The sequence below is a fragment of the Methylomonas paludis genome (genome assembly GCF_018734325.1).
In the GTDB taxonomy this organism is placed as follows: domain Bacteria; phylum Pseudomonadota; class Gammaproteobacteria; order Methylococcales; family Methylomonadaceae; genus Methylomonas; species Methylomonas paludis.
Map to the genome: position 1 here is coordinate 1,274,176 of NZ_CP073754.1, position 13,069 is coordinate 1,287,244.

Consider the following 13,069-nt stretch of genomic DNA (forward strand, 5'->3'; position numbering starts at 1 on the left):
CAGAAGTCAGCAAGCTCATTGCGACAGCCATAATGTAGGATGTGCTGAACGCAGTGAAGCGCATCAATCACGCACCATGAGCCTCCAGACTCGGCACATCCTCCGGCGCTGCCGGCAAAGTAACGCCGAGCAAGCACAGAAGTCAGCAAGCTCATTGCGACAGCCATAATGTAGGCTGTGCTGAACGCAGTGAAGCGCATCAATCACGCACCATGAGCCTCCAGACTCGGCACATCCTCCGGCGCTGCCGGCAAACTAACGCCGAGCAAGCACAGAAGTCAGCAATCTTATTGCAACCGCCATAATGTAGGATGTGCTGAACGCAGTGAAGCGCATCAATCGCGTACCATGCGCCTCCAGACTCGGCAAATCCTCCGGCGTCGCCGGGAAAATAATGTTGGTCAACCAATAGCCTCAATGCAAGCAACCCCCCTATTAATCAAACACTCAAGAAGAGTGGCTTAACCACCAGTCAATCCACCAAACGCGCTAAAATTTGATTACAATCAGGAATTGTTTCCAAAAACGAAACAAATCATCTACAAACAGGCTTATTGTAAAACTTTGAGAATACTATATAGTAAGAACCGTGTTCAGAATTAATCAAAAGTGATAGAAGGTAACCAAATGAAAAAATCAAATAATTTATACAGAGATATTTTTACAGGCTTATGCTTTGTGGCTGGTGTGTTCGGCTTTGTGTCCGGCGAATTTATTGTCTCCACAGTATTGTTTGGCTTGTCATCCTTATCAAGCAATCTGGATTTAGAACATTGTTTAAGCGCGTAATTTCCGGTTTATGTTGTACCTCCCACCTAAAGCAGTTGTTTTCTGCTTACCCGGCCTTCAGCTTTGCTGAAGGCTTTTTTTTGGGAAGTTAAACCCCGCCCGGTTAATGTTTAGCTTGGTTGGAATTTAAAGGCTTGCCAAATCGGCGCAAAAACCGGAATAAAGCCAAGCGCTGTTCGGCATTCAGCAGATTATCAATACTGGCCGGTAGTGCGCACAACAAAAGTGAAATCAAGGCCGTAACATGCCACGGTTGCGTGACATCCGCCGTTTCCACCATATACAAAGCCATGCCGCCGCTAAATAGATAGAGCCAAATCATAATTACCCCCCAAGCGAAGTACCGCTGCAAATTAACAAGCTGGTCCAGGCAAAAAATACTGCCGTTAAAACAAAATAAGCAGACTTGCAATAAAACCGCATGCAGTGCAGATAATAGAGTATTTGGCGTAAAAATGTCATAAAATTCAGTACACTCACTGTCAACCATATTAATAACCGGGCTGGTCGCTAAATAATAGTTATTGTTGTACCGCCTGCTACCGATTTTGATATGGCTCATACACCCGCTATCTCATAGCCGGCCTGAACCCCCGCCCAAATACCAATCAAATAACACCCCTTTGATATTTATAGCAGGTTTTGTGCCCGAACATAATCCTATAAAAATCAATGACTTGTTTTTCGCAAATGCCGGCAGTCTGGTAAATAGTGGTGCACCAGCACCTAAGTTGTGCATGATTGCTTGATAACACTCAGCCAAGCCAGAGTCCGGCTTTTATAATCCAGTATTGCATTGCCAAAGCCGGCGCTTTAAGCTGATCAGGTCTAAGCTAACCCGGTAAGCCAATATATGACGACCATCAGCGACACTAACGCCAAAAATAAGTTGATTTTTGGCCATCCGCCCGGCTTGTTCGTGCTGTTTTTTACCGAAATGTGGGAACGCTTCTCCTATTACGGAATGCGGGCATTGCTGGTTTTATATATGAGCCAATATCTGCTGGCCACCCCGGCCACCCAAGCAACCGTATTCGGCCTGGCCGGTTTGCAGCATAGTCTGGAAAGTTTGTTCGGGCCGTTATCGGCCCAGGCGCTGGCTTCGCAAATTTATGGTTTGTATACCGGGCTGGTTTATTTCACCCCGTTCTTTGGCGGTATGCTGGCCGACCAATGGCTGGGCCAGCGCAAAACCGTGCTGCTGGGCGGAGTGTTGATGGCCGCCGGGCATTTTCTGATGATGCTGGAAAGCTGTTTTCTGGCCGCGTTGCTATTGCTGATCTTGGGCAACGGCTGCTTTAAACCCAATATCTCCACCCAGGTCGGCAGCTTGTACCCGCTGGACGATCCGCGCCGGGACGGGGCGTTTACCATTTTTTATATGGGCATCAATCTGGGAGCATTTTTTTCGCCGCTGGTGTGCGGTACTCTGGGGCAGCTGTATGGCTGGCATTATGGTTTTGCTGCTGCCGGGCTGGGTATGTTAAGCGGCTTGCTGGTGTTTTGGAGTGGGCGCAAATATTTGCATATCGCCTCACAGCCGGTGTCGTACCAAGTTCAGCCCTTGCCCGAAGCTGCGCCTTTAAGCCGGCAGCAGTGGTTTACCATCGCCGGTTTGCTGGTGTTGGCTGTGCTGAATATTCTGTTTTGGGCAGTGTATGAACAGCAGGGTAATTCCATACAATTGTTTGTGGAATACCACACCCGACGCACCCTGTGGGGCTGGGAGATGCCGTCCAGCTGGTATCAGGCCTTGAATCCGGCCATGATCATGGTGCTGGCGCCCTGGCTGGACAATTATTGGCGACACCAGGCTTTGCGCGGTACGGCATTGAGTAGTATCAGTAAAATGGCGGTAGGTGCCGTCTTATTGGGGCTGGGTTTTTTGGTGATGGTGGTAGCGGTAAGCGGTGTCGACCCGGCGCTGAAAATCAGTTTTGTCTGGCTGTTCGTAGCCACCCTGATTATGACCCTGGGTGAGCTGTATTTGTCGCCGGTGGGTTTGTCGCTGGTCTGCAAAGCCGCGCCGCCCAAACTGGTGGGCATGTCGATGGGCATGTGGTTTTTGTCAGCGTTTTTTGGTAATTATTTAGCCGGTTATCTGGGCAGTTTTTATGAGCGAATGGCCAGGGATGAGTTTTTTCTGCTGATGACGGGCTTGGGGGGGATTACCGGCTTGGCCATTTTTGCCTTGCGGCCTTTGCTGGAAAGGGCAGTGGGTAGGGGCTAGCTGGTTGGTCGTCCTTGACCAGATTGCCGTTCAGTAGCGGGATTACATTGCGACATGCTCCATGAAACCAGTATAGCACTTGTAGGATTAATAGCCTTGGCTAGTTTTATGGTCTGGAAAAATAGTCCGGTCAGGCGTTTATTCAGATATTGTGTAACTAACATCGACTTAATAATCAGTTGGTTGTGGGGTTTGCTAAGCGCAGGGCAGCGCACCATTCGAAGCTAACTATCCATTTAAAAAGCTTAGTTAACAATTGATGCTGAGTAATTACAAAAGATGTCCAAGCAATTGTTTTATTGGATAGAAGTTATGTATTGCTATTTCACTGAGCTTTACTTAACAAAGAATTAAATGTTTTTTAACTGATGGGTGGTTTATGTTTAAAACAGACAATATCTATTCTCTGACCGATTTCCAGCGAAATGCCCGCACCCACCTTGATCGTCTAAAACAATTAGGCCTGCCGGAAATATTAACGGTAAATGGTCAAGCGGAAATTGTGGTGCAAGATGCCGCTGCATATCAACCGCGGGTAGATAAGCTGGAAGCTATTGAAGGAATCCGCAAGGGCTTGGAAGCCATGAAACAGGTCGGGATGTCGAGGCGTTTTTTAGCGAATTTGAGCGTAAACACGCGCTTGATCAGTGAAACGTTATCAAATCTTTAGTCTCCGCAAGCCGAACAAAACTTGACAGGGGTTTAAATGTAGCCTCGATGCAAGGTACTGGAATCGAGGGATTGGCGCCTATCACCGCTTAGTCTGCGTCAGACTTTATCGAAGTCGAAGCCTGACACTTAAACGATAAAAAATTACTGTCCCACACCTTGCGCAAAGCCATTCTTGGCAAAATAGGCCGCCAGATCATCAATTTCTGCATCACTCAATTTGGCGGTAACGCCGTTCATGAAAGGCGCAATCCGGGTTTTACTCCGGTAATCGCGCAATTTATTGGCCAGATAAGTTTGTTTTTGACCAATAATATTGGGCGGCATCAAATCTACCCTAATATTGGCTGGGCCGTGGCAGCCGCCGCACACATAATAAGCGGTGTCGGCAGTGGAGGTCGGTTTTTTATCCAGCAAGGCACAGGCTGGTAACGCCAGGGCCAGCAGCAGTAAACTAGAAATACGGTAAAAGCGGATTGAAGTCATGGCGGCAATTAGTGGTGCAAGTGGGCGTAATATTCGGACAGATTGATGATATCCACATCGCTGAGGCCGGCGGCGAGCTCATTCATCGGTGCCGCGTGGCGTAACTGGCGGCGATAGGCTTCCAGAGCCGCACACAGATACAGCGGTTGCTGACCGGCCAGATTAGGAATGTCATCCGCAATGCTGATGCCTTGCTGACCGTGGCAGGCGGCGCAGCGGGTTTCCGCCAGTTGTTTGATAGCGGTCTGGCCGTTGTCGGCATCGGCAGGATCATCGTTGCTGACACCATGACCCATGTGGCGATGATCCACCGGGCAGCTGCCGGACGGGCTGGCCGCCAGACTGATGCTGCTAAAGCAGCATGTGATTACCAGCAATAAAACAGATAACTTGGTTTGCATCATAAACATAGAGTGTGTAGTAAACCGTAAATAAAATCAGCCGCTTGGATTAAGCGCCCATCAGTGCCGGCGCAGCCATCGTTAACCGGCGTTGTCAATACCATCCTTAAAACATCATATTGCCGACAAAATATAAGGTGTTGTTGGCTTCCGGGCTGCGGCCACTGCCATCGTAATTCCGGGTGCCGCCGTTAAACTGAGTATATGCCAGATATTGCGCGGACAGACGCAGATTGAAATACGGATCGCTCACCGCAGCCGCCTTACCAAACGGCACATAATCCAGCTGGAACATAAAATAATTAGTGTTCGGCGAATTATTGGCACTGCCGGAGATATCGCCATTGGGGTACATCAGGGTATCGGAACTGCCGGTCATCGCATTCCAGCCGGCGCTGAGATTATAGGTTTGCTGATAAGTCCACATACCCATCAGCATAATGCTGTTTAAATGATTTTTGGCATTAGCCGAGTAACCCAAAGCCCGGCTGGCATTCATGGTCATGTCGTCGCGGGTATAGCGGAACATGGCCATCAGCATATTGTCGTCATTCAACATATAAGAATAGTTGGCATCGGCATTGTATTCCACATAAGTGTCAGTGCCGAAGTTGCGGGCATAATGCGGATAAACTTTGGATGCCAAACCGTAAGTACCCACCATCATAGTGTGCGGGCCAATACTGTGCTGCAAAAACATCCGCCAGTACGGTGCTCCACCGTCTATCAAACCGGATTGCGGGGCATCGCCCATCGAACCTCCTGCCCAAACACCCAGGCCTTGGGCCATATTATGTGATTGCGAGGTATAGCCGCCAGCTTCCAGATATAGATGGTTGTCTATCATCACATAGGTAGTGGCGCCGGCGGTATTGGCACCCATCATCAGGTTTTGCAGATACGGCTGGGCATTGGGCCGGACAGTGGTGGCCGACATATTATAAGGGTACATCCAGGCGAACGAAGTCATCCAGAAGTCGGACATGGTGGGGCCGTTGTTCACGGTAACTCCGTATGTCAGTTGATGATCGGCAATGCTGGCATGATTGGCAAAGCGGATGTCGGCCATTGCCAACGTCACGGATTTACCCACTTGCGGGCTTAAATTAAGCTGTAGATAACTGCCGATTTTCTCAGTAACCCGGCCGGTGTAATACAGCGCGGTCCAGTCGTTTACCGCATTATTGTTGGGTTTGGAGTTGTCGTAATACTGGCCGGCAGGGACATCTTTTTGAGTATTGCTGATAGAACCCACCACTTCCAGCGCAAACGGGTTAATCGCATCCGGCAATTTGTTGGCGTGACCGGCCACATAACCGTCCAACTTGAATTTTTGGCCATATTGAGTTAACCACGGCCCGTAAGCCTGCATATGGCAAGCTGCACAGGGTTCGCCGGTCTGTCTGGCAAAGGCGGTGGTGGCCGCCGCCTGTTGCAGCGGGGCCGCAGTCAGCAAAATCAGGCAAAACAGCCCAAGCCAAAAGCGGAAGCGGGTTAGTGATAATAAAGTATAAAACATGGCCGGATAAATAGGTCGGTACGAATAAGCTGATACCGTCTGCAACTATTACGCCAGTTCCTAGTCAAAACTGCCAGTTAAAGTCGGAATATCCCAGTAATCCCAGTAAAAACAGGCTGTTATGGTTTTATTTCAATTGGTTCTGCTGTGTGCTTAAGCAGACAATCATAAGTTTCTTAGATATAATTTAATTAAACTATGTTATTTAAATCAAAATTATCGGAATAAGGCCCTTAGTAAGACTTGGTGAATCATTCTGAAAACTAGATAAAAATACCGGTTAACGGTTGATTAAATTTTTTTAATATTATGATATATAAGTAAAAAAGTTATAAGCCGCTATACAGCCTTAGTCTGCATACTTTTGCTTGTTCGCTACAGTGATAGTGATTGGGCTTTAATTAAACTATGTTATTTAGCTTAATTAAGCTATGTTATTTAAACAAGTTAAGGTTATTTAACACATTAATCAGCGTGTGTTAGGCCAGTGTCTGCGGTCTAACGCCAAAAACAAAGCGTCTTCACCTGGGCCGGATTTGACAATACCGATTTATCTGGGGTATCAGCCAACATTAAATACCGACAAAAACCCTCGGATTAAGTTTGTGTTACAAAAGCCGCGGGAATGCTGGTATTATTACAGCCATCATCAAGGCTTTTAAGCTTAGGATGTGGGCTAACTTGCCAAGCAAAGGACACTTAACATGTCAGGATATCCAAGCGCGTTTGCTACCGCGCTGCTTGTTTTTGTATTGGTTTGCATCCCCTTATCCGCCGTGAGTCAAGATAGATCGGCTTATTCGCTTACTCAGGGCTATATGCCGCAGGGCAAATTTTTGCAGCCGCCGCAAATAATGCGGCTTATTTGGCTACAATTCCCGTCAGGCAAGCCGCACTGGAACCAGTAGCCGGTTTGGCGGTCACTGTTTAGACATCACCCATAAATATCCGCCATTACACTGCTGTCTTTTATCTCTGATCAAGCATGACCACAACCACCTTTCTGACCGGCGCGACCGGTTTTATAGGCGCAGCCGTTGCGCGTACCTTAATCAACAAAGGCCATAGTCTGCGGGTTTTGTCACGTCCCGGTAACGACCGCCGTAACCTGGCCGGCTTAAATGTCAGCATTATCGAAGGTGATCTGCTCAAACCGGAAACCTATCAACACGCGCTGGCCGGTTGTCATAACCTGTTTCATGTGGCTGCCGATTACCGTTTGTGGGTGCCGGATGCCCGCGCGATGCACGATGTCAATATTCAGGGTACTCAAAATCTGATGCTGGCTGCCCAGGCGGCTGGTGTGCAGCGCATTGTTTATACCAGCTCGGTAGCGACGCTGGGTCTTGACAAGACCGGTCAGTCTGCCAGCGAGCAGACACCATCCAGTCTGGATGATATGATCGGCGTTTATAAACAATCCAAATATCTGGCCGAAGCAGCCGTGATGGATTTAATTAAACGGCGTCAGCTGCCGGCAGTGATCGTAAATCCCACCACCCCGATTGGCCCGCGCGATGTTAAACCCACACCCACCGGGCGGATTATTGTCGATGCCGTTAAAGGCCGGATGCCGGCTTATGTGGATACCGGTTTAAATATCGTCCATGTGGATGATGTGGCCCAGGGCCACTGGCTGGCTTTTGAACGCGGTAAAATTGGTGAACGTTATATTCTGGGGGGCGATAATCTGGCACTCAGCGAAATCCTCGGCATCATCGCCCAAATAGACGGGCATAATCCACCCAAAATCAAACTGCCCTGTAAAGCCATCTACCCAGTCGCGCTGCTGATGGAACTGGCCGCCCGCCTGACCGGCTGCGAACCCAGAATTACCACCGATGCCTTGCGTATGGCAGAAAACAAAATGTACTTCTCCTCCACCAAAGCCGAACGGGAACTGGGTTATCAAGCCAGACCGGCTCATGCGGCCATAGCCGATGCCATCAGCTGGTTTAGAGGCGAGGGTTATTTTTAAGTTGGCTGGCTTGGTTTTTTTGACTCGTTATATGCAGTAATGCAATTGCATTGACCGGCTGTTTTATTAAGCTTACAATTTATAAATCGTGTTCATTTCCGGATATATCGATGTCTACCACCTTAGAAGTAGAATCCACTTTAACTGATCGCTACCAAACCACGATTCCGGAAACGGTGCGGCGTGTGTTACACCTGGGTAAACGGGACAAAATTCATTACACCATCCGCCTGAATGGGGAAGTCGTTATCACCCGTGCCGACCTTACCGATGGTGACGATCCGGTACTTGGCCAATTTTTGAATTTTATGGTGCGAGATATCAACGAACATCCTGATCGTATCCAGACTATGGATGGCGGCTTTGTTCAGCGTCTACAGTCACTCACTAAAGATATTGACCTTGATTTGGATGCGCCATTACAGGCGGATAATGAATGAGCCGAAATAACGGCTCTCCTTTGGTCATCCACCGCTGGACTATTTTTGCTCATCCGCTTTTTCTGGCTCAACTTGAAATACTAACTGTGCAGGTAGAAACGCTTAAACAGAAAGATCCTGCTGGTTACATAAAGAAAAACGCCAGTAAACGCTTGGCGGCCATCGCCAAACTGGCTTTCGAAATCATTCCGCTAGATCCAGCCAGACCGGAATACCGGCAAGGTAGTGCCTTGGGAGAGGAATATAAACACTGGTTTCGAGCCAAGTTTTTTCAGCAATACCGGCTATTTTTCCGCTACCATGCATCAAGCAAGGTGATCGTATTTGCCTGGGTTAACGATGACGACAGCAAACGCGCCTATGAAAGCGGCGATGATGCGTATCGGGTTTTTCGCAAAATGCTGGCAAATGGACATCCGCCGGATAACTGGGATCAGTTGCTGGCGGAAGCCAGTGCAGACACAATAAGTTTGCCAGCAGCCTATCCCAAAACGACCTTGTGAAAATAAGGTTAGAAATGGCTGATCTGTGAGCTTAATAGAATCCCCCAGATTTAAACCATCAATTCAAAGTTATTTTTCAGTTCAAATCTTGGCAGAGCATATTGGCGAGCCAGATTATTATTGCCGGCCACTTTCAAATACACACCCAAGGTTTTTTCAGCAATATCTTCCCAGTTATATTTGTTATCAACCCAGGCCCGTAATTCGGTTTTAGCCGCAGAATCCTGAGTTGTCGCAGCAAACTGTTCCAAACGAGCGGTCAACGCATTGACATCACCCATTTTAAAATAATGATTTGCCGCAATACCCACTTCCAAATTGGCCGGAATGTCGCTGGCAATCACTGGCAAACCAAAAGATAAAGCTTCCAACATCGCAATCGGCAAACCTTCATGAGAAGAAGGCAACACAAACATACCGGCATGAGTAAACAACTCTTTTAAAGCCAAACCGCTTTGAAAACCGGTCATCACCACATCTTCGTGGCTGGCAGCCGCAGCATGCACCGCATCAGTATAAGCATCAGGATGATCAGAACCACCCACAATCACCAATTTCCAGCCCGGCAAACGGCCTTGTTTAAACGCCTCAATCAAATCCAGATGACGTTTTTCCGGAACCAAACGGCTCACAGTCAAAATATATTTACCGGCAGTCAAACCAAATTTTTCCAAAGTAGCCGCGCTCTCGGTCAAAGCCGGCATCACCACCCCATTAGGAATCAAAGTTGAGCGTTTGCCGTACTCATTTCTGACCAGATTTTGTAATACTTCAGAAATCACAATCCGGCCATTAGACATTTTCATGCCAAAATACTCACCGGTTTTCAGCATGAACTTAGCCATTTTGCCCCATTTTTGGCGATCATAATCCTGACCGTGGTGAGTCACCACCACTTTCAAACCCAATAAACGCGCCAAAGGCACCATCAAAGAAGGGCCAACCGCATGAATATGCAAAATGTCAGGGCGTTTAATGGCCGCATACAAAACGCCAACCGCCGTGTGAGTAATGGCTTCCAAAGATTTAGACACAGGCGACCACAAACTGTGGATACGGATACCGTTCCATACTTTACGATGCTCAACTGGTTGATACGGAGCGCGCACAATCACATCTACCCGGCAGTCCAAGTCTTGCAAATAAGTGGCCAAATTTTGCACATGGGCCTCAATGCCACCTTGTACATTAGGTAAACCGCGCAATCCAAGCATCATCACAGATAAAGGGCGTTTCATAAATAATTCCTGGTCAAAAAGTTTTTATAGTTATGTTGGGTCGGATAAACACATCCTGTGTTTTGTCATCCGTTTGTAATGACTACATAAAAGCACTTAGCATGCCAGAATTATCGAAAAGTAAATAATTATTTTGTATTGAGATAACTATATGAAATTAATTGACTTATTTGTGCAAAATAAAGGTAGCTGCAACTCAAGACCCCATCCTGACAGGGTTTGCCAGGCCGGTTTTGCCAAAACTGGCAGAAGCGGCTTGGCAAAGATGGCCGGTTGTCAATGGCATTGTGATTCAGTTGGAATGCTATCGTCATCAAATGCGTTTAGGGGCTGATTGTTTTCATATGGCTGGAATGAAGCCTACAGAAGTATATGAGTGTGTTATTTGTATTTTAGCCGTATTTGATTGATTTTTTTGCGAAGAGGAATGTCATAATACTTTTCAATTAACATTGAAGTTAAAATTAGAATTATAGTAAGTAATATTCCGCTGTAAGGGCTGTATAGTCTCTCATTTTCATGTACCAAATTAGAAATAAAGTCGCCAAAAGGTTTATGCAATACATAGATTGGGTAGCTGGCAGAGCCTAGTGCAAGGAGAAACCATTCAAATCTTGTGGCGGCATTGTTAGATCCAATGATGACGCAAATTGGGTAAATAAAAATAACTACGCCCAGATCAATTATCCAGTTAAAGTGGTTTGCATTAGGAATCAATAAGGTTATTGTAACGATAAATATTGAAACCCAAGGGGATATGTTTTTAAGAAAGCTTTTTTGAAGTAACTCATGATGTCTATGTAACAAAATGCCGGCAAAGATTCCAAAAATTGATCTTGTGAATCCGGCAATAAATGATTTTGTACTGAAAAAGAAACCAGCATCTAAATTCTGGTGTGCGTATGAAACTATAGCTAGAAGTACGCCAGAGATCACAACAATCAATAATAAGATAATGTTGGTTAACACTGGTCTAATAATTACATAAATTAAATTTCCAACAAGCTCATAAAAAAGCGACCAGTACGGCCCGTTAAGCGGGAATAGAGCTTTTTCACCATGAAAGTGTAGTGGTATAAAAATAGAAGTTAACGCGATAACTGCAAATGTATTTTTAATGTTTTCACTATCGAATGCTGTTCCAGTTTGAATTAAAACAGCAATACAGCCAACTAATGAGAGTAAGAAAACTGGATAAAGTCTTATTAATCTAATTAATATAAAATCTTTTTTTTCTATACTTTTTGTGATTATCTTTTTGTCGTATGCGTGTGCAATAACGTATCCACTCAAAATAAAAAAAATATCAACTGCAAGATAGCATCTATGTATTTCTAGGTTCCAAAAGCTATTAGTGTGGCGTGTAAGAACAAATAACGATGCAATACCCCTTATCCCGTCTAAAAAAACGAATCTATTATTTTTCATGATGTGTTGGAGTATTTTTATTTAAAATATTTTTTAGGTGGTTTTTAGTTTATATTATTTTATAACATTGGTATTTTATATGTCTAGTTTTTTTGATTAAAATTTTTTGCTATTTTAAATAATTATGATGTTTGCTGCTTATTCTTGGCAAAATCTAAAGTTCATTATTTCGTATCAATAAATCAATCTCCTGTTTTTCTGTATTTCATTTAATTTCCTGTTATTCAAATCTTAGTCGACTGATCTTGTTCGTGGTGTGCGGATGATTTAGTCACTTATCCTTAATCTACATCCATGAACACATCTGATGCCGATAGTGATGCCAGACTTGCCGATGAAAATCGCTTACGCCGCGAGTTGTTGGCAAAAGCCGATTTTAAGGCGGTGATTGCCACAGCCGAAGGCCGGCGCTTTGTGTGGCGTTTGCTGGCGGAAAGCGGAGTGCATCAGGGTTCGTTTGCCAGTGATGAACTGGTGATGGCATATCGGGAAGGCAGGCGTTCTTTGGGCTTATGGCTGCAAGGTTTATTTGCCGACTTTCCCGATCAGTATCTCCAATTATTAAAAGAGGGTAGGCATGGTGCAGATAAACAATGATACCGCAAACAGCGCAGCCGCTACGAACTTGAATGCGGCAGACACTAGTCAAACGTTTCCGTCTGATCAGGCGATCACTAATCAAAGCAGTTCCGCTGAAACCATTCCACATTCCGATTCTACACCATCGATTCAGCTTACTGAACTGGAAGCCGGAGCTGATGCCAGCCAACCCCCTGCTCAAAAATCTGAACCGGAATATAGCGACTTCAGTTTTCCGGAAGGTCTTAGCATCAATCAACCTCTGCTTAACGAATTTAAAGATACCGCTAAAGCCCTGGGTCTGAATCAGCAGCAGGCGCAGCAGTTGGCTGACTTGGGTGTTAAGCAGGTGCAGACGCTTGTGCAGGCCCAGCAGGCGGCGCTTGAAGTGCAGAAAACCACTTGGTTGGCAGCGGTGAAAGCGGATAAGGAATTGGGCGGGGATAAGCTGGCGGAAAATCTGGCAGTGGCCTTGCGGGCGGTCAATGCCTTTGTGTCTCCAGAGTTGAAGGCGCTGCTGGATAGTACCGGGCTGGGTAATCATCCGGATATGGTGCGGGCGTTTTATAAGGCCGGGAAACTGATTTCTGAAGATAGTTTGTTGCCGGGTGGTACCAAGCCGGCGGGGGCCGGGCGTAGTGTGGCGCAGGCTTTGTATCCGGATCAGGCGTAGTTTTACGGTTAGGCGGCGACTGTTTGGGTGACATAGCAACTATTGGCTGCATAGGTGCCGTCAGCAGCAAGTGACAGGGATGTTGCGGGTTTAATTTGGGTTGGGGGTATGTGGTGTGGCATGAGCTTCTGGAGGT

At 46.4% G+C, this 13,069-nt stretch carries 14 protein-coding genes; 8 read left to right on the forward strand and 6 right to left on the reverse strand.

Going from position 1 to position 13,069, the window contains the following annotated elements:
- The first annotated feature begins 627 nt into the window (after positions 1-627).
- On the forward strand, positions 628-789 hold the full coding sequence (locus KEF85_RS05835; RefSeq protein ID WP_215583929.1) for a hypothetical protein: 162 nt from the start codon (positions 628-630) through the stop codon (positions 787-789).
- 103 nt (positions 790-892) lie between these two features.
- Here the strand turns inward: KEF85_RS05835 and KEF85_RS05840 are convergent, their stop codons facing one another.
- Complete coding sequence (locus tag KEF85_RS05840; protein WP_215583931.1) at positions 893-1,111, reverse strand: hypothetical protein; 219 nt, start codon at positions 1,109-1,111, stop codon at positions 893-895.
- A gap of 531 nt (positions 1,112-1,642) precedes the next feature.
- Between KEF85_RS05840 and KEF85_RS05845 the strand changes: the two genes are divergently transcribed.
- Together KEF85_RS05845 and KEF85_RS05850 are read left to right on the forward strand one after the other, a co-directional pair.
- Positions 1,643-3,019 carry a peptide MFS transporter gene (locus KEF85_RS05845; protein ID WP_215583933.1) on the forward strand — a complete coding sequence of 459 codons (1,377 nt, stop codon included), beginning with the start codon at positions 1,643-1,645 and terminating at the stop codon, positions 3,017-3,019.
- Positions 3,020-3,398: 379 nt separating this feature from the next.
- Positions 3,399-3,689, forward strand: coding sequence for a prevent-host-death protein (locus KEF85_RS05850; protein WP_215583935.1), 291 nt, complete (start codon positions 3,399-3,401; stop codon positions 3,687-3,689).
- 143 nt (positions 3,690-3,832) lie between these two features.
- Here the strand turns inward: KEF85_RS05850 and KEF85_RS05855 are convergent, their stop codons facing one another.
- The 3 genes from KEF85_RS05855 to KEF85_RS05865 all read right to left on the reverse strand — a co-directional run bounded on the left by KEF85_RS05855 (position 3,833) and on the right by KEF85_RS05865 (position 6,139).
- Positions 3,833-4,174 carry a c-type cytochrome gene (locus tag KEF85_RS05855; protein ID WP_215583943.1) on the reverse strand — a complete coding sequence of 114 codons (342 nt, stop codon included), beginning with the start codon at positions 4,172-4,174 and terminating at the stop codon, positions 3,833-3,835.
- A gap of 8 nt (positions 4,175-4,182) precedes the next feature.
- Positions 4,183-4,578 carry a c-type cytochrome gene (locus tag KEF85_RS05860; protein ID WP_215583945.1) on the reverse strand — a complete coding sequence of 132 codons (396 nt, stop codon included), beginning with the start codon at positions 4,576-4,578 and terminating at the stop codon, positions 4,183-4,185.
- 103 nt (positions 4,579-4,681) lie between these two features.
- Positions 4,682-6,139 (reverse strand): hypothetical protein, encoded by a 1,458-nt coding sequence (locus KEF85_RS05865; RefSeq protein WP_215583947.1) that lies wholly within the window; start codon positions 6,137-6,139, stop codon positions 4,682-4,684.
- Between the two features lie 940 nt (positions 6,140-7,079).
- On the opposite strand from KEF85_RS05865, the gene hpnA reads away from it, so the two are divergent.
- The 3 genes from hpnA (at position 7,080) to KEF85_RS05880 (ending at position 9,015) form a co-directional block, all read left to right on the forward strand.
- Positions 7,080-8,072, forward strand: a complete 993-nt coding sequence (gene hpnA, locus KEF85_RS05870; protein WP_215583949.1) for a hopanoid-associated sugar epimerase — start codon at positions 7,080-7,082, stop codon at positions 8,070-8,072.
- A 110-nt stretch (positions 8,073-8,182) separates the two neighbouring features.
- Entirely contained in the window at positions 8,183-8,512 is a 330-nt protein-coding gene (locus KEF85_RS05875; protein ID WP_215583952.1) for a type II toxin-antitoxin system PrlF family antitoxin, read from the forward strand.
- Positions 8,509-9,015: a type II toxin-antitoxin system YhaV family toxin gene (locus KEF85_RS05880; protein ID WP_215583954.1), complete on the forward strand. Its 507-nt coding sequence runs from the start codon at positions 8,509-8,511 to the stop codon at positions 9,013-9,015. Before KEF85_RS05875 ends, KEF85_RS05880 begins: the two co-directional genes overlap by 4 nt.
- 50 nt (positions 9,016-9,065) lie before the next feature.
- On the opposite strand, the gene KEF85_RS05885 is transcribed toward KEF85_RS05880, so the two are convergent.
- A complete protein-coding gene (locus KEF85_RS05885; protein ID WP_215582529.1) occupies positions 9,066-10,253 on the reverse strand; it encodes a glycosyltransferase family 4 protein in 1,188 nt (395 codons plus the stop codon).
- A 381-nt stretch (positions 10,254-10,634) separates the two neighbouring features.
- Positions 10,635-11,681: an acyltransferase family protein gene (locus KEF85_RS05890; RefSeq protein ID WP_215583956.1), complete on the reverse strand. Its 1,047-nt coding sequence runs from the start codon at positions 11,679-11,681 to the stop codon at positions 10,635-10,637.
- A 294-nt stretch (positions 11,682-11,975) separates the two neighbouring features.
- Here KEF85_RS05890 and KEF85_RS05895 point away from each other — a divergent pair, with 294 nt between their 5' ends.
- Together KEF85_RS05895 and KEF85_RS05900 are read left to right on the forward strand one after the other, a co-directional pair.
- Positions 11,976-12,278 carry a Bbp19 family protein gene (locus KEF85_RS05895; protein ID WP_215583958.1) on the forward strand — a complete coding sequence of 101 codons (303 nt, stop codon included), beginning with the start codon at positions 11,976-11,978 and terminating at the stop codon, positions 12,276-12,278.
- Entirely contained in the window at positions 12,259-12,933 is a 675-nt protein-coding gene (locus tag KEF85_RS05900) for a hypothetical protein (protein ID WP_215583960.1), read from the forward strand. The genes KEF85_RS05895 and KEF85_RS05900 overlap by 20 nt, the downstream gene beginning before the upstream one ends.
- Positions 12,934-13,069 lie beyond the last annotated feature (136 nt).